This window comes from Ruegeria sp. B1 (assembly GCF_056535885.1).
Genome location: NZ_JBQFJA010000003.1, coordinates 60,569 through 80,709 on the forward strand (window position 1 = coordinate 60,569; position 20,141 = coordinate 80,709).

General features: G+C 55.5%; 18 protein-coding genes, 2 pseudogenes and 2 riboswitches. Of the genes and pseudogenes, 11 read left to right on the forward strand and 9 right to left on the reverse strand.

What is annotated here, in order from left to right:
• Window positions 1-30: 30 nt before the first annotated feature.
• The 3 genes and pseudogenes from ACR3ES_RS25255 (at window position 31) to ACR3ES_RS25265 (ending at window position 2,761) form a co-directional block, all read left to right on the forward strand.
• Window positions 31-738 (forward strand): hypothetical protein, encoded by a 708-nt coding sequence (locus ACR3ES_RS25255; RefSeq protein WP_480426081.1) that lies wholly within the window; start codon window positions 31-33, stop codon window positions 736-738.
• Window positions 739-741: 3 nt separating this feature from the next.
• Window positions 742-957, forward strand: coding sequence for a hypothetical protein (locus ACR3ES_RS25260; protein ID WP_480426080.1), 216 nt, complete (start codon window positions 742-744; stop codon window positions 955-957).
• Window positions 958-1,644: 687 nt separating this feature from the next.
• Window positions 1,645-2,761: pseudogene (locus tag ACR3ES_RS25265) on the forward strand (IS3 family transposase).
• Here ACR3ES_RS25265 and ACR3ES_RS25270 read toward each other — a convergent pair.
• The gene (locus ACR3ES_RS25270; RefSeq protein WP_480426079.1) at window positions 2,711-3,679 is read right to left on the reverse strand and encodes an NAD(P)/FAD-dependent oxidoreductase; all 969 of its coding nucleotides are present in this window, start codon (window positions 3,677-3,679) and stop codon (window positions 2,711-2,713) included. The pseudogene ACR3ES_RS25265 and the gene ACR3ES_RS25270 overlap by 51 nt on opposite strands.
• Before the next feature lie 349 nt (window positions 3,680-4,028).
• Window positions 4,029-4,232: riboswitch (cobalamin riboswitch) on the forward strand.
• An 82-nt stretch (window positions 4,233-4,314) separates the two neighbouring features.
• Here ACR3ES_RS25270 and ACR3ES_RS25275 point away from each other — a divergent pair.
• Both ACR3ES_RS25275 and ACR3ES_RS25280 read left to right on the forward strand, forming a co-directional pair.
• Window positions 4,315-5,568: an aromatic ring-hydroxylating oxygenase subunit alpha gene (locus ACR3ES_RS25275; protein WP_480426130.1), complete on the forward strand. Its 1,254-nt coding sequence runs from the start codon at window positions 4,315-4,317 to the stop codon at window positions 5,566-5,568.
• A 5-nt stretch (window positions 5,569-5,573) separates the two neighbouring features.
• Complete coding sequence (locus ACR3ES_RS25280) at window positions 5,574-6,656, forward strand: FAD-binding oxidoreductase (RefSeq protein WP_480426077.1); 1,083 nt, start codon at window positions 5,574-5,576, stop codon at window positions 6,654-6,656.
• A gap of 62 nt (window positions 6,657-6,718) precedes the next feature.
• On the opposite strand, the gene ACR3ES_RS25285 is transcribed toward ACR3ES_RS25280, so the two are convergent.
• The 5 genes from ACR3ES_RS25285 to nrdH are packed head-to-tail and all read right to left on the reverse strand — an operon-like array spanning window position 6,719 to window position 10,843.
• Window positions 6,719-7,105 carry a pyrophosphohydrolase domain-containing protein gene (locus ACR3ES_RS25285; RefSeq protein ID WP_480426075.1) on the reverse strand — a complete coding sequence of 129 codons (387 nt, stop codon included), beginning with the start codon at window positions 7,103-7,105 and terminating at the stop codon, window positions 6,719-6,721.
• On the reverse strand, window positions 7,105-8,076 hold the full coding sequence (gene nrdF / locus ACR3ES_RS25290; protein ID WP_480426074.1) for a class 1b ribonucleoside-diphosphate reductase subunit beta: 972 nt from the start codon (window positions 8,074-8,076) through the stop codon (window positions 7,105-7,107). The genes ACR3ES_RS25285 and nrdF overlap by 1 nt, the downstream gene beginning before the upstream one ends.
• A gap of 11 nt (window positions 8,077-8,087) precedes the next feature.
• Window positions 8,088-10,211, reverse strand: a complete 2,124-nt coding sequence (gene nrdE, locus ACR3ES_RS25295) for a class 1b ribonucleoside-diphosphate reductase subunit alpha (protein WP_480426072.1) — start codon at window positions 10,209-10,211, stop codon at window positions 8,088-8,090.
• Window positions 10,193-10,606: a class Ib ribonucleoside-diphosphate reductase assembly flavoprotein NrdI gene (gene nrdI, locus ACR3ES_RS25300; protein ID WP_480426128.1), complete on the reverse strand. Its 414-nt coding sequence runs from the start codon at window positions 10,604-10,606 to the stop codon at window positions 10,193-10,195. Before nrdI ends, nrdE begins: the two co-directional genes overlap by 19 nt.
• Window positions 10,607-10,621: 15 nt before the next feature.
• The gene (nrdH, locus tag ACR3ES_RS25305; RefSeq protein ID WP_170374861.1) at window positions 10,622-10,843 is read right to left on the reverse strand and encodes a glutaredoxin-like protein NrdH; all 222 of its coding nucleotides are present in this window, start codon (window positions 10,841-10,843) and stop codon (window positions 10,622-10,624) included.
• A gap of 82 nt (window positions 10,844-10,925) precedes the next feature.
• Window positions 10,926-11,117: riboswitch (cobalamin riboswitch) on the reverse strand.
• Window positions 11,118-11,586: 469 nt separating this feature from the next.
• Between nrdH and ACR3ES_RS25310 the strand changes: the two genes are divergently transcribed.
• From ACR3ES_RS25310 to ACR3ES_RS25320, 3 genes are all read left to right on the forward strand, one after another.
• On the forward strand, window positions 11,587-11,919 hold the full coding sequence (locus ACR3ES_RS25310) for a hypothetical protein (protein ID WP_480426071.1): 333 nt from the start codon (window positions 11,587-11,589) through the stop codon (window positions 11,917-11,919).
• A gap of 27 nt (window positions 11,920-11,946) precedes the next feature.
• Complete coding sequence (locus ACR3ES_RS25315) at window positions 11,947-12,957, forward strand: IS30 family transposase (RefSeq protein WP_480425152.1); 1,011 nt, start codon at window positions 11,947-11,949, stop codon at window positions 12,955-12,957.
• A 990-nt stretch (window positions 12,958-13,947) separates the two neighbouring features.
• Entirely contained in the window at window positions 13,948-14,148 is a 201-nt protein-coding gene (locus ACR3ES_RS25320; protein WP_480426069.1) for a hypothetical protein, read from the forward strand.
• 328 nt (window positions 14,149-14,476) lie between these two features.
• On the opposite strand, the gene ACR3ES_RS25325 is transcribed toward ACR3ES_RS25320, so the two are convergent.
• From ACR3ES_RS25325 to ACR3ES_RS25335, 3 genes are all read right to left on the reverse strand, one after another.
• Window positions 14,477-14,692 carry a hypothetical protein gene (locus ACR3ES_RS25325; RefSeq protein ID WP_480424863.1) on the reverse strand — a complete coding sequence of 72 codons (216 nt, stop codon included), beginning with the start codon at window positions 14,690-14,692 and terminating at the stop codon, window positions 14,477-14,479.
• Window positions 14,693-14,695: 3 nt separating this feature from the next.
• Window positions 14,696-16,099 (reverse strand): hypothetical protein, encoded by a 1,404-nt coding sequence (locus tag ACR3ES_RS25330; protein ID WP_480493259.1) that lies wholly within the window; start codon window positions 16,097-16,099, stop codon window positions 14,696-14,698.
• Between the two features lie 98 nt (window positions 16,100-16,197).
• Entirely contained in the window at window positions 16,198-16,548 is a 351-nt protein-coding gene (locus ACR3ES_RS25335; protein WP_480426067.1) for a hypothetical protein, read from the reverse strand.
• A 255-nt stretch (window positions 16,549-16,803) separates the two neighbouring features.
• Here ACR3ES_RS25335 and ACR3ES_RS25340 point away from each other — a divergent pair, with 255 nt between their 5' ends.
• From ACR3ES_RS25340 to ACR3ES_RS25350, 3 genes and pseudogenes are all read left to right on the forward strand, one after another.
• The gene (locus tag ACR3ES_RS25340; RefSeq protein WP_480424859.1) at window positions 16,804-17,424 is read left to right on the forward strand and encodes a recombinase family protein; all 621 of its coding nucleotides are present in this window, start codon (window positions 16,804-16,806) and stop codon (window positions 17,422-17,424) included.
• A gap of 14 nt (window positions 17,425-17,438) precedes the next feature.
• A pseudogene (locus ACR3ES_RS25345) lies at window positions 17,439-19,084 on the forward strand (transposase family protein).
• Window positions 19,084-20,058: an ExeA family protein gene (locus ACR3ES_RS25350; RefSeq protein ID WP_480425886.1), complete on the forward strand. Its 975-nt coding sequence runs from the start codon at window positions 19,084-19,086 to the stop codon at window positions 20,056-20,058. The pseudogene ACR3ES_RS25345 and the gene ACR3ES_RS25350 overlap by 1 nt, the downstream one beginning before the upstream one ends.
• Window positions 20,059-20,141: the final 83 nt, after the last annotated feature.

Sequence of the window (20,141 nt, forward strand, 5' to 3'; positions counted from 1 at the left end):
GGCGGACCACTTCAGAGGGGGAGGATCACTATGACTAACACAGCCAAGCATATTCTCGATTTCTGGGGCACGGGCGTCACGCCCGGTCACGCTTACTTCTGCGCGGATGGCAAGTTCAAAGGCCAGCATGTGCCTTTGCTGGATATTCTCCGCACCGATGGCACGAACATGAAAAGCGACGGCGCTCAGATCCGCGCCGCAACCGGATTTGAGGTTGGCTCGATCCAAGACCGTCTGGTTCATGCCGTGGTGGGCGACAAGCAACCCAATGGGCAAATTGCCATCCGGGAGCAAGGACAAGTCCGATTGGGGACGCGCGTCATTCTTGAGAACGGGGAGCAGCATTGCGTTCTGGATATTCTCAACGCAAACGGTGCTCAGATTACGGAAGACGGCTACATCCGTTCCGGAGTTGGAGGTGCAAAGGTGCCGTTGAGTTGGACGTTCTCGGAACAGCTTCCAAAGCCCGAAGACTACATCCTGAGGCGCTCGAAGGTAACGCTTGAAGAGATCTATGCCGCGGGCGAATGGGAGCAAATCGGCCCGAGACTGCCTGCCCCAGATGGCTCGAAGGCTTCTCCGCAACATCGCAAAGCCACGCCGGTCTGCTCCCAAAAGCCTTTGGCTGCGGCAGACGGGATGCGTCAGCCAACCCGTGCGCTCAACCGCAAACAGCGCAAGGCAATGGAAGCCAAGCAGCGCAAGGCTGCCAAAGCCGGAAAACGACTGGTGAGTTGATCCATGCACGGAGGCGACGGCATCAAATCTGGCGAGTTAATTGACGCCTTTGAAGTGACCCGTTTCCCCAAGGGAGATGGCTTTCAATGGACAAAGCGGCCTACGCATTATCCAGAGCAACGGCCGCTCACACTCTACGGTATCGAGGTGGTCGATGAAAATGGCGATCCAGCCCCTTTCATTGCGCATCCGATACCGTTCAAGAACACCCTGAACTGAAACTCACAGTTCCCTTGGGTGCCAGTAGAGACGGTTCTAATCGGGTATCACCAGGCGCAGAACCACGATGGCGAAAGTGCAGCGACGCGGTTGCCGCTTACTGGCGGAGTTAACCGGGCTGAGGCGAAAGCCATCATGCCTGATCTACGGTAGCTTCCGGCGCGCGCACGTTCTCACTTAACCGATCCCAGTCTCAACAATGTGAGCCCGTCTCATTTATTCTGAGCCCAATCGCAACTAATGTGATCCCAAATCAATTTACAGTCTCAAATAATCTGAGCCAGAAACCCCGATAATCTCGCGCCCAAGGGTTTATGATCTCAAGCCGCTACAACTACTGACTGAGATCCGATTGTCCTCCAGTAGGATCCGTGAACTATTCCGGTTTCATGGTTATGGCGTTGTCGAGACGATAGACATTCTGCGGAAATACAACGTAAGCGTTGCTGACTATCTCGACGACATTCGCCTGACTGATAAGCTTCACAGCCATGGATTCGATGATCTATGTGAAGCCTTTGCTGTTTCGAAGCGCTGGTTGACGGGGAGGTCGGATTTGGTCAGAAGCCCGTTGAACTTCGATTTTCACATCAAAGAGCTCATCAGTGAGGCTCGGCAATTGAAGGATGAAGTGTCTTGGCCCCCTAAAACTGTGCCACAGTTGGCTTAGTTTTGGAGACGGGATTGATGGCGCGGAAACGGTATTCGGACGAAGATATTCTGCGGCTTTTGCGCGAGATTGAGCTGGGCCTGGCATCTGGTTCGGATGTCGCGACGGCGTGCAGAACGGCTGGTGTCAGTGATGCGACCTATTACACATGGCGCAAGCGGTTTGGTGGGATGGGACGATCTGAGATGGCCAATCTGAAGGCGCTGCAGAAAGAGAATGATCGGCTCAAGAAAATCGTGGCTGAGCTTGAACTGGACAAACTCATTCTCAAGGAGAGCCTTGATTATCTAAAGCCAAAGGCCTGACGGCAGACCAGCTTCGTCAGGCCGTGGTCCACACCCGACAAAAGCTGGCAACCTCTGAACGGCGCACCTGTCGCGTGATTGGATTGGCGCGGAGCACGCTGCAATACCGCGCAGCGCCAAAGGATGATGAGGCGTTACGTCTGGCGATGATCCGATTGGCCAAACGGTATGGGCGCTACGGCTACCGCAAGGTCGCCGAGCTGCTGCGTGTCGAAGGCTGGGCAGTCAATCATAAAAGATCGAACGACTATGGCGCGAAGAAGGCTTGCAGCTCCCACAACGGCACAAGAAACGCAAACGGCTGTACCACAAGGACAGCTCGATCATCCGGCTCCGACCGCAACATCCCAATCACATCTGGAGCATTGACTTTGTCCACGACAAGCTGAGCAACGGACAGAGCTACAAGATGCTGACGGTGCTGGATGAGTATACCCGTGAGGCGCTCTGCGTAGCGGTCAAGCCGAAGATGAACAGCGCAGACGTGCTGGATGCGCTCTACCCACTCTTATTGCGGCACGGGAAGCCCGAACACATCCGTTCCGACAACGGCGCGGAGTTCATCGCAACGGCCCTGCAGACCTGGTTAAGAAAGGTGGGCATTAAGCCGATCCAAATCTACCCGGGATCACCTTGGGAGAATGGATACAACGAGCGCTTCAATGGCACTCTGCGCCGGGAAGTCCTCAACGCAGAATGGTTCCACACCACCAAACAGGCTCAGATCGTCATCAATACCTGGCTTAGACAGTACAATCGTGTCAGACCCCATCAGGCTCTAAACATGCGACCGCCCGTTCCAGAAACCTTGCTCAAAACTGGCCCATAGAATTGGGGCTGGACAATCGTTTCGGTTCGCAGCCAGACCTGCGCCTTTGAACCAGTCTTGCAATCCTTCTAGGGAAGCAAACTGCGGGTCCGACGTGTCACCAACCCCTATTTTCAAGTAACTTTTTCCGTCCGGATATCGAATAGGAGGGAGGATATAGGCGCCGATGCTGGTGTCGATCATCGTCGGCATATCTTGCAAGACGCGTGAAGCCTCGCCTTCGATTTGAACCAGAACAACTGTGCGCCCATAAGTCGTTAGCCCGAGGTCTACAGGGCTCAATCCCAACGGTGCGGTGAAGGCTCCAGCGGCGACCAGCGCCTTTTCAGCGATCATGTTGGAGCCATCCCAAAGTTCGATTTCTACGCCCTTAGCGGTAGCATATATCTTGCGCGCGGCTTGCCTGATGCAGGTAGCGCCAGCCTTTTCAGCCAGGCGTGTCTGTGCCTCAACCATGCATCGCGGGCTGATGTATCCAGCGCCATTGGTTTCGACCAAGCCGTCAGCATCATTCTGCACCGAAAGATAAGGATAGCGGATCCGTATCTCCGCCGCGTTCAGTCTTTCCACCGGCACTCCGTTCTGCTCACCGGTAGCTGCGCAAAAGGCGTTATATTGCGAGCCCGGTACACCAAGCCCGAGATAGCCCACAGGTGAATAAAAGCTGATCCCGCTACGCGCTTCCAAATCTCTGTAGCGCTCAATCGATTTCCCGGCAGTGTTGGCCCATTCAGGCATCGGATCGACATGGCGCGTCATGCGACCTTCATCGTAGTGGCTGGCAAAGACGCCTCTGTGATCGGAACGGTTCTCTGGTTCATCAGGTCCAATACAAACGACGCCATCAATTCCTTCAGCCAAATGGCGCGCCGCTGCACCACCGATCAAGCCACGGCCTACCACAGCAATCCTGTACATCACGTTCTCTATCCCGAAGTGTTGTTCTATTTGACGTCTGGCCTGCGCCTATAACTTTGACGCCTCGCTTGAACCAATTGACCCGTAGTCTAAACGGTGCTCTAAAAACAGCGTTTTCTCGTCTGAAGTGTCGCTTGAGCCAAACAAGCTATACTCAGCAGCATCAGCAAACACCAATGTCAGGGGTTGCGCTTTGGGCAGATAGACTCCTGACCCGATGCTCACAAAATAAAATCGCTCGTCTGTTACTACCAGATCACTGCGTGTGCTCTAATTCGCTGCTGAACATCTAAATGTCTGTTTTGCGCCTGCGAATGTCGCAAGTATTTCAGCGCCAAAGCGGATCAAAAGTAGTTTGTATTCGTGAGGTGTCGCTGTTTGATTCTCAGGCGGCGGAGAATTGGGAAGCCGGTGTAAGTCCGGCACTGCCCCCGCAACGGTAAGGAAGGTCAGGTTCGACAATCAACCACTGGGACGAGGATCCCGGGAAGGTGTCGCAACCGGGCGCAAGTCCCTTTCAAGTCCGGAAACCAGCCTCTCAGATATGTCAAACCGCGGGTGGCGGTGGGGGCACGGGTTTCGGACGCGATCCTCGCGCGCCTCCGGACGGTTCCTCCTTGTCATCTGCCCAAGCAATGCCGCGGGGCGCGGCAGGAGAGCCAGAAGTGAACAATATCCAAAGCCTGTTGGCGCGTCGAAATCCGGGCTATGCTCTGGAACAGGCGTTTTATACCGATTACGAGATTTTTCAGACCGACCTTGAAACCATCCATTATCGCGACTGGCTGTTTGCCATTCCCGCGTGCGAGTTGGTGAAATCGGGCGACTACGTTACGTACAACATAGGTGCCTACCGAGTGATTATTGTGCGCGGCTCCGATAACCAGATACGAGCGTTTCACAACACGTGCCGTCATCGCGGTTCGATCATCTGCAAGGCTGCAAAAGGCAATTCGCCGAAGCTGGTTTGCCCGTATCATCAGTGGACCTACGAACTTGACGGCTCATTGCTATGGGCCCGTGACATGGGGCCGGACTTCGATCCCAAACAGCATGGATTGAAGACAGTTCACTGCCGCGAGTTCGCCGGGTTAGTATATATCTGTTTGGCGGATGACGCCCCGGATTTCGATACGTTCGCTACTATCGCGCGCCCCTATCTTGAGCCGCACGATCTGGGGAATGCCAAGATCGCCTTTGAAAGCTCGATCATTGAGAAAGGCAACTGGAAGCTGGTCTGGGAAAACAACCGCGAGTGCTATCACTGTGGCGGCAACCATCCTGCTCTGTGCCGGACTTTTCCCGACGATCCGGGCGTGACAGGGATCGAAGGTGGTGAGACACCAGCCTACATGCAGACCCATTTCGACCGGTGTCAGGCTGTGGGCATGCCATCGCAGTTTTATCTGAGTGATGATGGTCAATATCGTCTGGCGCGTATGCCGCTAAAAGAAGGGGCTGAGAGCTATACGATGGACGGGAAATCCGCCGTGCGCCGCTGGTTGGGCCGATCTCCCTTTGCGGATGCGGGATCGCTTTTGAAGTTCCACTATCCAACCACTTGGAACCACTTCCTTGCCGATCACTCGCTTGTTTTCCGAGTCACTCCGATCAGCCCGACAGAGACTGAGGTCACGACCAAATGGTTGATCAACAAGGACGCGGTTGAAGGCTTTGACTACGACGTGAAACGTCTGACCGAAGTTTGGGTCGCCACGAATGACGAAGATCGTCAGGTGGTCGAGGATAACCAGCAGGGCATCAATAGCCCGGCCTATGTACCTGGTCCGTATTCACCCATTCAGGAATCCGGCGTGCTTCAATTCGTGGATTGGTATTGCAACACGTTGTCTGCCCGCCTGGCACCAGACACGATGGCGGCGGAGTAAGGCTGATGAAAGACCTGAACACGCTTTCTTCAGCCATCTGGCAGGATGGTGAAATGCTGGAATGTGTCTCGGTTGTGCCCGAGATGCCCAACACCGCCAGCTTTTCGTTCCGCGCCCCCTCTGGGGCGCAGTTCGCCTATCATCCCGGTCAGTTCCTGACGCTCGAGATTCCGGCACCGAACCACCCCGGCGGTGTTGTACACCGCACCTATACGATCTCATCCTCGCCGTCGCGGCCACGGTCGATCACCATCACCGCCAAAGCGCAACCCGACAGTATCGGCACGCGCTGGATGCTGGACAACCTGCAACCCGGCATGCGCATCAAGGCCATTGGTCCTGCGGGCCTGTTTACCAACGCGCAAAGCGCGGCTGGAAAGTACCTGTTTATCTCGGCTGGCTCGGGCATCACCCCGATGATGTCGATGACAACCTGCATGTGGGACGAAGGCCGTGATCTGGACGTTGTCTTCATCAACTGTGCCAAGCGACCATCCGAGATCATCTTCCGCCAACGGTTGGAACAGATGGCCAGCCGCACCGATGGTTTGGACCTGAAGTTCGTTGTGGAAGAGCCGGATCGGTACCGCCCTTGGACAGGATATCAGGGGCAGTTCAACCAATTAATGCTGGGCCTGATGGCCCCCGATTATCTTGAGCGCGAAGTCTATTGCTGCGGCCCAGAGTCCTTCATGCAAGCAGTGCGCGACGCTCTGTACGGTCTTGGCTTCGATATGGATAACTACCATCAGGAGAGCTTTGACGCGCCGGTGGAATCTGAGGCGGATCAGCCTGAGTTGGATGACGTTGTTCTCGACGATGAAAGCAGCGCTGAGATCCTGTTCGTAAGCTCAGGAGTGACTGCCAAAGTAGCCGAGACTGACACGGTCCTTGCCGCCGCACGCTCGGTTGGTCTGAACATTCCGTCGGGATGTACCTTCGGCGTGTGCGGTACCTGCAAGGTCAAGAAAACTGCGGGTGAGGTCCACATGGTCCACAACGGTGGGATCTCGGAAGACGATATCGAGGCTGGCTATATTCTTGCCTGCTGCTCGAACCCGATCGGCAAGGTTGAAGTCGAGGTTTAGGTTTTCTGATCACGTTCGAAACCGCAGCATGGCTGACACCTGCTGCGGTTTCGACGCGCTGATTATGCCTGTTGCAGAATACGGGCCAGATCGGGCCGCCGGAAGTCTGGCCCTTTCAGTACTTTCCCGTCCTCGCGGAGTACGGGCCGTCCATCGGCATCGAGTTTGGACATGTTCGAGGCGTGAACCTCCTCCATGGCCTGCTGTTTGACGCGGTGAAGACCGAATTCCAGAAAGGTGCCGTCCAGAACGTACTGGATGTCGCACAGCGCATCCAATACCTCGACCATGTCGCCTGCTTCAACGGCAGCGCGCAGCTCGGCCACTTCCTCTTCGAGGATCGCGAGCCGCATCTGCGCCCGGTCTTTGGGTATCGACGGAGCATCGACGACAGGCACATCGAACGCCTGATGCCATTCTCTGACCATTGCGAGCGTATCTTTCGGCATCAGAAGTCCCAATCTTCGTCTTCGGTGGCCACTGCCTTGCCAATGACGTAGGACGAACCCGATCCGGAAAAGAAATCGTGGTTTTCACTGTCAGGGCTGAGCGCCGCCAGAATGGCGGGGTTCACTTCGGACACTTCTGGTGGGAACAGCGCCTCGAAGCCAAGGTTCTGCAGCGCCTTGTTTGCGTTGTAATGCAAGAATACTTTCACATCCTCGGTCAGGCCGATCTCGTCATAGAGTTCTTCGGTGTACTGGTTCTCGATCGCATAAAGCTCGAACATCAGGCCAAAGGCATAGTCCTTCAACTCCTGCTGTTCGGCCTCAGAGAGCTTCTCGTAGCCGCGCTGGAATTTGTAGCCGATGTAATAGCCATGCACGGCCTCATCCCGGATGATCAGGCGGATCAGGTCGGCGGTGTTGGTCAGCTTGGCGCGGCTGGACCAGTACATCGGCAGGTAGAACCCGGAATAGAACAGGAAGCTTTCCAGAAACACCGACGCGATCTTGCGTTTCAGCGGGTCATTGCCCGGAGCGTATGTGTTCAGGATCGCCTCGGCTTTGGCCTGCAGATGCGGGTTTTCTTCGGACCAACGGAAAGCCTCGTCGATTTCTTTGGTCGAACACAGTGTCGAGAAGATCGAGGAATAGCTGCGCGCATGTACCGCCTCCATAAAGGCGATGTTGGTCAGCACGGCCTCTTCATGCGGAGTGACGGCATCCGGCATCAGGGCAGGGGCACCGACCGTGTTCTGAATCGTGTCCAGCAGGGTCAGGCCAGTGAAGACGCGGATGGTCAGTTGCTTTTCGTGGTCCGTCAGCGTGGCCCAGCTTTGGATATCGTTGGACAGCGGTACTTTCTCGGGCAGCCAGAAGTTGACCGTCAGACGGTTCCAGACCTCAAGGTCCTTGTCGTCTTCCAGCCGGTTCCAGTTAATCGCGCGGGGGATCTTGGTTTGGATCATATCTTTCATATCGTTTCCCCTTACAGCGAGCAGGATACGCAGCCCTGCACCTCGGTCCCTTCAAGGGCCTCCTGGCGCAAACGCACGTAATAGATGGTTTTGATGCCCTTCTTCCACGCATAGATTTGCGCGCGGTTGATATCGCGGGTCGTGGCCTCGGCCGGAAAGAACAGGGTCAACGACAGACCCTGATCCACATGCGCGGTGGCCGCCGCATAGGTGTCGATCAGCGCCTCGGGGCCGATCTCATAGGCATCGCGATAGTATTCGAGGTTATCATTGTCCATGAATGCCGCCGGATAGTAGACGCGGCCGATCTTGCCCTCTTTGCGGATTTCGATCTTGGACACAATCGGGTGGATCGATGAGGTCGAGTTGTTGATATAGCTGATCGACCCTGTCGGCGGCACCGCTTGAAGGTTGCGGTTATAGAGGCCGTTTTTCATCACATCGGCCTTCAACGCCGCCCAGTCGTCGCTTGTGGGCAGGGTCATGCCGTCGAACAGAGCCTTCACCCGCTCACTTTCGGGCAGCCAGTCACGGGTGGTGTATTTGTCGAAGAAGGTGCCCGAGGCATAGTCGGAGTCCTCGAACCCCTTGAAAGATGTCTTGCGTTCCTGCGCCAGTTCGCAGGAGGTGCGGATCGCGTGATAAGCGACGGTCGCGAAGTACACGGATGTGAACTCGACCCCCTCTGGCGAGCCATAGTGGATGTGTTCGCGGGCAAGGAACCCGTGCAGGTTCATCTGCCCCAGACCGATCGCGTGGCTTTCATCATTGCCGCGACGCACGGACGGCACCGAGTCGATTGCCGACATCTCGGACACCGCCGTCAGCGCGCGGATCGCAGCGCCAACAGTGCTGCCCAGATCGCCGCCATCCATTGTCCTGGCAATGTTCAGCGAGCCGAGGTTGCAGGAGATATCTGTGCCCAGATGGGAATAGCTGAGGTCATCGTTGAATTCGGACGCTTCATTGACCTGCAAAATCTCGGAACACAGGTTCGACATGTTGATCCGGCCCGCGATGGGGTTCATCCGGTTTACCGTGTCTTCAAACATCACGTAGGGGTAACCGGATTCGAACTGGATCTCAGCAATTGTCTGGAAGAATTCCCGCGCGTTGACTTTGGATTTCCGGATGCGCTTGTCGTCCACCATCTCGTAATACTTCTCGGTCACCGAGATTTCCGAGAGCGGCACGCCATAGACCTTTTCCACGTCATGGGGCGAGAACAGGTACATATCAGCGTTTTTCTTCGCCAACTCGAACGTGATGTCAGGGATCACCACGCCAAGGCTCAGTGTTTTGATACGGATTTTCTCATCCGCGTTTTCGCGCTTGGTGTCGAGGAAGCGCATGATGTCCGGGTGGTGCGCGTTCAGATAGACCGCACCCGCGCCTTGCCGCGCACCCAGCTGGTTGGCGTAGGAGAAGCTGTCTTCCAGCAGTTTCATTACCGGGATCACGCCGGAGGACTGGTTCTCAATTCCTTTGATCGGTGCGCCGTGCTCGCGGATGTTGGTCAGCAGCAGCGCCACACCTCCGCCGCGCTTGGACAGTTGCAGGGCCGAGTTGATGCCGCGCCCGATGCTCTCCATGTTGTCTTCCAACCGCAGTAGGAAGCACGAGATCAACTCACCGCGTGAAGCTTTGCCCGCGTTTAGGAAGGTGGGCGTCGCGGGCTGGAAACGACCGTCGAGGATTTCCTCCATGAAGGACAGGGCCAACGCCTCATCGCCGCGTGCCAGCGCCAGTGCGGTCATGACCACGCGGTCCTCATAGCGTTCCAGGAACCGCTGCCCGTCACGGGTTTTCAGCGTATATGAGGTGTAATATTTGAACGCGCCCAGAAAGGTCGGGAACCGGAACTTCTTGGCATAGGCCGCATCCCAGATCTTGCGCATGAAGTTCTTTGAATACTGGTCCAGCACGGCCTCTTCGTAATAGCCTTCGGACACCAGATACCCCAGCTTTTCATCCAGCGAATGGAAGAAAACCGTGTTCTGGTTCACATGCTGCAGGAAATACTGCCGCGCGGCCATGCGGTCAGCGTCAAAGCGGATCTTCCCCTCACCATCGTAGAGGTTCAGCATCGCGTTCAACGCGTGATAGTCCTGCTCGTTTACGCTGCTGTCGAGCATAGATGTCTCCCTAATTTCTCAAGCCCGTCGCGGACGCGGGCGATGTCTGTGTCAGTGCCCGCCAGTTCGAAGGAATAGAGCAGGGGCATGTTGCATTTCTGGGCGATGATGCGACCGGCCAAAGCATAGGTCGCACCGAAATTGCGATTGCCTGCGCCGATCACCCCAACGATCCCGGCGCGCCTGATCGGGTCGTTCAGAAACCGGATCACCTGTTTCGGAACCGCCCCGCGTCCTTCGCCATCAGCGTAGGTCGGGCAGATCAGAACATAGGGACCTTTAGGGTCTGGCAGCGGGTCCATCCCGGTCGGAATTCGGAAAGACGTCAGGCCCAGCCGCGAGATAAAGCGGTGGGTGTTTCCGGATTTCGATGAGAAATAGACCAGCGCCGGGATCGGCGCTGCCATGGATCAGGCCAGCTGGGCGATCATGTCCGGGCGGAAGCCCGACCAGTGATCACTACCCGCGACAACGACAGGGGCCTGACGATAGCCCAGCTCGGTCACATGGGTCATGGCGCTGTCGTCCTGGGTCAGGTCGATGACGTCATAGGTTATGCCTTTTGCATCCAGCGCGCGCGTCGTGGCGGTGCATTGTACGCAAGCGGGTTTGGAATATACGGTAATGCTCATTTGTCCTCTGTCCTTTAATCAAAGCCGAGGACGCTATGGGCAAAACAAGCCCGTCACACGCCCCCGAACCCTCCGTTCGTGGTTTTTGTTCGAGCTTGCGGCAGGTCTCCTGGCTCGCGGATCTTCGTTCGGACTGGCCTTCCCAAAAGCACGCTTTCAGTGGCGTATTCAGCCGATCTATCCGCTTACAGTTGCGGGGGCAGCGCCGGAATTTCACCGGTTTCCCTCTTAGCTTTCAATAAGAATCGAAAGAACCGAAGCAACACTATATTGGGTTCTGGTTGAGTATTTTGTCAACATGTAGAGCCGACCCGGCATTAAAATCTTTTGTTTGCTCCCAACTCAAGAAATGAAGGAAGCACTCTCGATTGCGTCCGCTTTGGGCTCCAACCAGACCTTCGATGACACCGACGCAAATGGCCGCTTTGGGCCGGGACCATTATGCTGCGTTTGCAATCACATGAGGCTGGGGCAACGGCGGCTTTGGGCTCTATTCGACCAATTCGGTTTGTCGCAGATAACGTCCGGTCCGAGCCCTTACCAGACCTTCACCGTCGCCTAGAGTTTTGCTCGTGCAGCAAGTGTCAAACGGCGCAAACCGGATTTTCAGAGTGACATAGTGAATGGCACGGGAGCGGACTTTGCCGCCATTCGTAATTTTGCCGCGCGGCTGGGGTGAACATCCGGTGCGGTTGGGTATAACTGACTGCAACATTTCTCAGACAAGTTAGGTAGATAGAAATATGAGCTTCGAGCAGGATGTTGAGGAAGCTGCACTCAGAGCGGCAAATGCATGTGATGCTGTCGTGAAAAAGTATGCAAAAGGTGATGCCGTAGATGAGCCAAACATCACTGGCGCTTTGCTTGGACAGTTAGACGCAAGACTAGATGGAACGATTGGCGAAATTGAATGGAGAAGCCGGTTTGTTCGGGGTGGCCCAGGAAAAGCCGCTGAGGAAAGCTGGGTAGGTGCCGACATTTTGCTGAATGTCCGTTTAAATGCGTACGGACGCTATTATGACAAAGGCGTTCTAATTCAGGGTGGATTCACAAACGAAGTGCAAATTCTGTACTAAAACAGAGAGTTGCATGGAGTATGAAGAATGGGAAGCCGCTACTGTCACCTGAAACTGGGCGAACGACGTAAGCTCGCAAAGTGGCTGGAAGCAAAAATGCCGGTCGCTGAGATAGCCGATCGGTTGGGTCGTAACCCCTCTACGATCTACCGAGACATCAAACGGAACCGATACACAGATACTGAGATCCCAGAACTCAACGGATATCACGCGGTTGTCGCTCAGGACAAATACGAGGCGCGCCGCGCGATCCATCGCAAGATGATCGTGCATCCAGACCTCAAGGAAGCCATCGAAGATCGACTCAAGGCTGGATGGTCGCCCGAACAGATCGCAGGCCGGATGCGGCTTGAACGCCATCCGATCCGTGTGAGTCACGAGACGATCTATCGGTTCGCCTATTCCAAGGATGGCCGCGAGGAACAGTTTTACCGCCATCTCCCTGAGCATCGCAAACGCCGCCGGCCACGTGGCTATCGCAGGTACAACCGGACCCACATCTTTGACACGCAGAGCCTGTCTCACAGGCCCGAGCGCATCGCGGACCGCACTGAGTTCGGCCACTGGGAATGTGATCTGATGATGTTTCGCAAGGAGTATGGGAAAGTCAATGTGACGTCTCTGGTCGAACGCGTCAGTCGCTATGCTGTCGTGATGCGCAATGAGGATCGCCAGTCCAAGCCGATCATGGAAGCGCTGATCCAGGGGCTGGCTCCCCTGCCCGCCGATGCACGTCAGTCGATCACCTTCGACCGTGGCACCGAGTTCTCGGCCTGGAGGCACCTCAGGGCCGGGATCGGCGCGGATGCCTGGTTCTGCGATCCACAAGCGCCGTATCAGAAAGGAACGGTCGAGAACACGAACAACAGGCTGCGGAAGTATCTGCCTCGCTCAACCGAACCGACGGCGCTGACAAATCGATATTTGAGGTCGATTTGTCAGCGCCTCAATTCGACCCCCCGCAAGTGCCTCGGCTACCAAACGCCTGCAGAAGTCTTCGAAGCCAAGCTGATGGAGATCCAGAACCGTTTGGAATAAAAGGACATATCAAGAACTGCACTTCAACATGAGTTCACATCAGTCGAAACGTCTAGAAGAAAACAAAACATTAAGTAAACCGGAAGCAGACAGGTTACACGAACAGTGTCGTGATATGATCAATCGCACGTTCGCAGCATATGTTTTTGTATACGCTACCACTGGGATCAGATGCGGTGGTGCCGCCTCCTTCTACGATTATTCAGACCAGAACATTCACGGATCGTGTCCGTGGTCATCATATCAATTCTTCACTGAACTGTTTCGATGCCCGATTGGCGATCCGCTTTTAAGAGAAGCCAACTTCGGGAAAATTCTTGCACGCGAAGAACCGCCTCGACACATACTAGTCGTCGAAGCGATTGGTCCTGAGCCGAGGCCCGAACCTACATCTGAGCCATCGCCGGGAATGGAGCCATAAACAGCTACTAGCCCTGATTGCGCTACGCTTCGTCGTAGTAAGGCGCGCCTTCGCGAGACGACTGACTGGAACGGTTTGACCGTTCCAGTCGCGTCCTCGCCGGTATTTGGAACGCCCCGACGGGTGGATCTAGGATTATACGGAACACCATGCTGTCGCTGGGCCGATCCACGGTAGCCGACATTCGCTCATCCCGCAGCATCGGTGACTCAGGGCTCTCTCTCGTCGTTCTCTGCTGCTTGGCCCAACATGTCAAAAGGAGTCCTGAGCTGCCGTTGATCGCATTTCCGCCTTTCGTACATGCAGCGGGCCGCAAACGCGCGGTAACCGGTAATTCGCTGCCAGCGCAACGACACTAAGGAAGCGGACATTCTGCGATGTTCCTGGCGCGGCGGACCTTGGACGAAGTGATATCTTCTTCACCTCAGCAAGACCATTCTGAATTGAAAACGGCTTTGACCATCCAACGATCCAGGCATCTACTTGCAGTGGTAATCTCTCCTTCCAGTCACAAGCTGTAGGTGATAGTTCTTTAAAATCCACAAAACCTAGCGGGTGAAGTTGCGCCAGTGTCCAGTTTCAAGTCCTACCTCAAAACCATCTGGTCGTTCATCATCGTGCCTAGAAACAGCGCATCCAAGCCATCGCGCTATGTTGACCTGGCCCCGACAAGTGACGCGGATGAGGAGGGGATTTATGCGAGAGCCCTGGCCTTCGCCACGAATAACGCGAATGTCTTCAACATCGCGCTCACAGGCCCCTATGTGTAGCGGCTTGAGATCATAAACCCTTGGGCGCGAGATTATCGGGGTTTCTGGCTCAGATTATTTGAGACTGTAAATTGATTTGGGATCACATTAGTTGCGATTGGGCTCAGAATAAATGAGACGGGCTCACATTGTTGAGACTGGGATCGGTTAAGTGAGAACGTGCGCGCGCCGGAAGCTACCGTAGATCAGGCATGATGGCTTTCGCCTCAGCCCGGTTAACTCCGCCAGTAAGCGGCAACCGCGTCGCTGCACTTTCGCCATCGTGGTTCTGCGCCTGGTGATACCCGATTAGAACCGTCTCTACTGGCACCCAAGGGAACTGTGAGTTTCAGTTCAGGGTGTTCTTGAACGGTATCGGATGCGCAATGAAAGGGGCTGGATCGCCATTTTCATCGACCACCTCGATACCGTAGAGTGTGAGCGGCCGTTGCTCTGGATAATGCGTAGGCCGCTTTGTCCATTGAAAGCCATCTCCCTTGGGGAAACGGGTCACTTCAAAGGCGTCAATTAACTCGCCAGATTTGGTGCCGTCGCCTCCGTGCATGGATCAACTCACCAGTCGTTTTCCGGCTTTGGCAGCCTTGCGCTGCTTGGCTTCCATTGCCTTGCGCTGTTTGCGGTTGAGCGCACGGGTTGGCTGACGCATCCCGTCTGCCGCAGCCAAAGGCTTTTGGGAGCAGACCGGCGTGGCTTTGCGATGTTGCGGAGAAGCCTTCGAGCCATCTGGGGCAGGCAGTCTCGGGCCGATTTGCTCCCATTCGCCCGCGGCATAGATCTCTTCAAGCGTTACCTTCGAGCGCCTCAGGATGTAGTCTTCGGGCTTTGGAAGCTGTTCCGAGAACGTCCAACTCAACGGCACCTTTGCACCTCCAACTCCGGAACGGATGTAGCCGTCTTCCGTAATCTGAGCACCGTTTGCGTTGAGAATATCCAGAACGCAATGCTGCTCCCCGTTCTCAAGAATGACGCGCGTCCCCAATCGGACTTGTCCTTGCTCCCGGATGGCAATTTGCCCATTGGGTTGCTTGTCGCCCACCACGGCATGAACCAGACGGTCTTGGATCGAGCCAACCTCAAATCCGGTTGCGGCGCGGATCTGAGCGCCGTCGCTTTTCATGATCGTGCCATCGGTGCGGAGAATATCCAGCAAAGGCACATGCTGGCCTTTGAACTTGCCATCCGCGCAGAAGTAAGCGTGACCGGGCGTGACGCCCGTGCCCCAGAAATCGAGAATATGCTTGGCTGTGTTAGTCATAGTCCGCGTCACGGTTTTGGGTGCCAGTCGACCTCTATCGTCATAGGCGACAACCAGATCTCCGATACGGATTTCGCTGATAGGCTTCTCCCAAACTTTCGAAAGCACCAACTCTTCGTCATACGAGCCGTCATCTCGTGGCTTAATCGAAGGATCGGTCGGCCACATCTGGATAGGGGTGTCTTTAACAAAGCAGTGATCCTTTACGGACACAAGATTATATGTACCAAAATCACCAAACTCGATCAGCTGATACTCTCCGGAAATCAGCAAACCGTCCTCGCCTACAAACACAATTTCATAAGGGGTTCCCGGCCCGGCTATTATTCTTCCAGCCAACCGAGCAGCTTCCAACACCGGATTCCATGTGTTAGGGGAATAGTCGAATTGCTCGTTAAATGGCCTGATCTGACCCTCTACAAGAATATTCCCGTTTTCCAAAGTAGTAACGGTTCCACGAAAGCCAGCGGCAGTATTACCCCAAGTGAATGCTTCTTCAGATGCCAGCCCATCACTGCCGTAGTATGAGTGTGTCGCAGTTGCCCGCTCAGCACCGGTCTCTATCCTGATCGCTCGGTTCGTTTCGAAGCGAACTGTTGAGCCAGCGGGAAGACCGTCGACCGCTTGGCCAAACGGGGTTGCAAAATCTCGCGGTGAAAATACGTTTCCACCCCCTGACGTCATATGAGAAGACATATCGACGTAGACAGTTTCACCGTTTCCGTTTCTCCAATGTTCATCGGCTTGTTCACGTGACAAACTGGTAAACGGGTCACTTCTAGTGCCGCTTCCGCTCATTTTTGTATCTCCTCAAGATCTGAATAGAGAAATGAGGCCGTTGGGCTCATCGCAATCATATAGAAATAATCTGTTGTGGCACTTGCTGTCTGGCATAGTCCAAACATTGAAGCACCTTGTTGCTTGTCACGCTGATCTCCTTGCTGCAGACGACAGTCGTCGTATTCAGCAATCCCACTGAGGCCAGCTTCAGACATGTGTTTGAAGTAGTAGGATGTTGTTGTTTCTAAATAAGCCTGTTCATCTGGTTTGTAGATCTGAACAAAGACAAACCAACAGACTACAGCCGCGGCAATAAAAACTACAGAAAACAGGTATATTCTTGGCATTGTTCTGAATTTAGACATCGGTTTAAACGTTGTTTGTCAAGACGCTAACCCAATCATCTGTTCCTGTCACGTTCAATCTACAGGCGAGCGCCCGAAGATCTTTGACCCGTCAACGCCCTCTCCCGGAATTGCACCGGCACTCGGAAAACGGACGTTTTCCTTGTGGTCTCGGCGGCGGTCACACGGTGCCGTGAACATCACCAGAAAAACCGTTGCGGAAATCTTAGTGAGGTTGCATGGTGCATCCTGTCTATTCTGGCGGGGCGAGTTGCCATGCTCATCGGATATGTACGGGTGTCGAAGGCGGACGGGAGCCAGCTCCTTGATTTGCAACGCGATGCGCTGATTGAAGCCGGTGTCGATGCCGAGCGCATCTATGAAGACAAGGCATCCGGGCGGAAGGACCATCGGCCAGGGCTTGATGCCTGCATGAAAGCGCTTCAGCCGGGAAACTCTCTGGTGATCTGGAAACTGGATCGCCTTGGGCGCGACCTCAAGCATCTCGTGGCAACGGTAGATGACCTGCGAGAGCGCGGCGTTGGCCTTCGCGTTCTTTCCGGCGCTGGTGCTGAGATTGATACGACAACCGCGAATGGCAGGCTCGTCTTTGGGATCTTCGCCAGCCTCGCCGAGTTCGAACGGGAACTCATCGCTGAACGCACCCACGCCGGGCTGGCAGCAGCACGTGCGCGGGGCCGGAAAGGTGGGCGACCGCGCAAGATGGATTTGACCATGTTGCGCATGGCAATGAAAGGCATGGCGGATCGTGAGACCAACGCTTCAGATCTGGCAAAGCGCCTCGGGATCACCACAACGACGCTTTACGAATATGTAAACGGGGACGGAACCGCGAAAGCGCCTGGTCAGAAACTGCTGGACGGAAATTCCGTATGAGCAAAGAGGGCGGCATTCCGGCAGAAGCCCTGCTCGATTTGCGTCGTCGGCTGGATGATCTTGCACCTCGTGATCCAGGTCGGCGGGTTTTGATTGAAGGCGTGGCCAGCCTCTTTGGTGTTTCTCGGGCCACTGTATATCGCGCTTTGTCAGGGCAACTGCGACCGAAGGGGTTGCGTCGCGTGGACCGGGGAGAGCCGAGAGCTGTGCCTCGTGCCGAATTGGAGCGATACTGTGAGATCATCGCTGCCCTGAAGATCCGCACATCGAATAAGAAGGGGCGGCGTTTATCGACCGCACGGGCCATCGAGCTTCTGGAGGATCATGGCGTTGAAACGCCCGAAGGTTTGGTTCAGGCCGCAAAGGCGCAACTGAACAAGGCCACGGTCAACCGGTATCTCCGTCTCTGGGGATATGATCATGCAAGAATGACCAGAGCACCAGCCGCTGTCCGGTTTGAAGCACGAACCTCCAATGCTCTTTGGCAGTTTGATATCAGCCCATCTGACCTGAAACAGATCGAACAGCCATCCTGGATTGATCCAAACCGCAAAGGTCTTCCCGTACCCATGCTGTTCAGCGTGGTTGATGATCGCTCCGGCACCTCCTTTCAGGAGTATCGCTGCGTCTATGGCGAGGATGTGGAAAGCGGCCTGCGTTTCCTGTTCAACGCAATGGCACCGAAGGACGGAGATGAAACCCAGCTGCAAGGCATTCCGGAGGCGATATATCTGGACAATGGACCCATTGCAAAAAGCGGGATCTTCCACACTGTCATGGAACGGTTGGGCGTGCGCGTGATGACCCATGACCCTGCGGGTAGCGATGGCCGACGACCGACCGCGCGATCAAAGGGCAAAGTGGAGCGCCCGTTCCGCACCGTGAAAGAAGCCCATGAAACGCTGTATCACTTCCACAAACCGGAAACCGAGTTGGAAGCCAATGCCTGGTTGGCGCGCTTCATTGGTCAATACAATGCCCAGCCCCATCGTCGTGAGCCGCACAGTCGGATTGAAGATTGGGTAAAGAACCTGCCGTCAACCGGTATCCGGCAAATGTGTTCTTGGGAACGGTTCTGCACCTTCGCGCGAGAGCCTGAAACCCGCAAGGTTGCCGGGGATGCCCGCATTCGTGTTGATGGCGCGTTCTACGAGGTTGATCCCGATCTGGCGGGTGAGACCGTCACCCTCTGGTGGGGTCTGTTTGATCACGAACTGTTTGTCGAGCTGAACGACAAACGCTTTGGTCCCTATCGACCGTCAGGTGGGCCTATTCCACTACATCGCTACCGGAAGCCCAAAAAACACAAACTCAAGCGCGGGCCGACAGGATCGGGGATCTTGCGCAGAATATCTCGGTGCCCAGATCGGCGCTTGCCGGGTTGGATTCAAGCCTGGCCAAAGCCGCAGACGTACTGCCGTTCGCCAGCCAGGCCTTTGTCGATCCGGACCCCTATGGGGAGTTCACCTATAGCAGCCGATTAGATGCGCTGCGCGGGGTCTCGGATTTGCTGCACAAACCACTGGCCCGCCTGACAGATGAGGATCTGTCTTTCGTGAATGATCTTGTCGACCGGACGCTCGACAAGGCGGAAATCAAACAGGAAATAGCCGCCCGGTTCTCGCCGAAGCGACCGGCCGCTGAAGAGGAGAGCGAGTAATGCTGAATGCCGAGATCATGGCGCGATATGGGCTGATCAAGGACTGGCGGACTGCCGGGTTCTATGAAACAGAGAACCATCGCCAGATCACTCATACCGTCCGGGCAGGCATTGGAACCGGGCGTTTGATCGCTGTCACCGGCCCGGTTGGTATCGGCAAGACCGTGTTCCTGCACCGGTTGCAAGACGAAATTGCGCGCGAGAAGAAGGTCACTGTCGCCGAAAGCCTGTCAGTGGACAAAGCCCGGACAACCGTTCCGACACTGATCTCAGCCCTATTCTACGACCTCTCGCGCGAAAAAGAGCCAAAGATCCCGACCCAAGGTGAGAAGCGGGAGCGGGAACTTCAGAAACTGGTCGCCCGTTCTGGCAAACCTGTCGCGCTGTTCGTGGATGAAGCCCATGATCTGCACGGCAAGACTCTGATCGGGCTGAAACGCCTGATGGAAGTGATTGCACGCGGCGGAGGCAATCTGTCTGTCATTCTGGTCGGCCATCCGAAACTGCGAAATGACCTGCGCCGTCCGACAATGGAAGAAATCGGTCATCGAACCGATATCTTGCCCTTCGAAGGATTGGGTGAAGAGGCCCGAACCTATCTCGACTGGTTGCTGGATCAGTGTACCGAAGACGAGGCCCGGCTTGACGAGATTATCGAACCAGCGGCGCTGGACCTTTTGGCAGAACGGCTGACCACACCCTTGCAATTTGCGGAATATCTGAACCGGGCATTGGAGGCCGGGTTCCGAACGGGCCAGAAGCCAATCACCCCGGACATTGTGTCAGCCACGCTGGCCCCGGACTTCGATGACCTGGAACCACGTCTCACCCGGCAGGGCTATTCTGTGAAGGTGCTCGCTGATCAATTCCAGTCCAAGCCCGCCGAGATCAAACGCTTTCTGAGCGGCCAGCTTGAACCTGCGCGGACCCGCGAACTGGCAGATCGCATGCGGATGGCGGGGCTGTCGCTGTGAGGGCGCGGGCTTGGTCTCATCCCGGTGATCCCAGTCTCAACAATGTGAGCCCGTCTCAATTATTCTGAGCCCATTCTCAAATA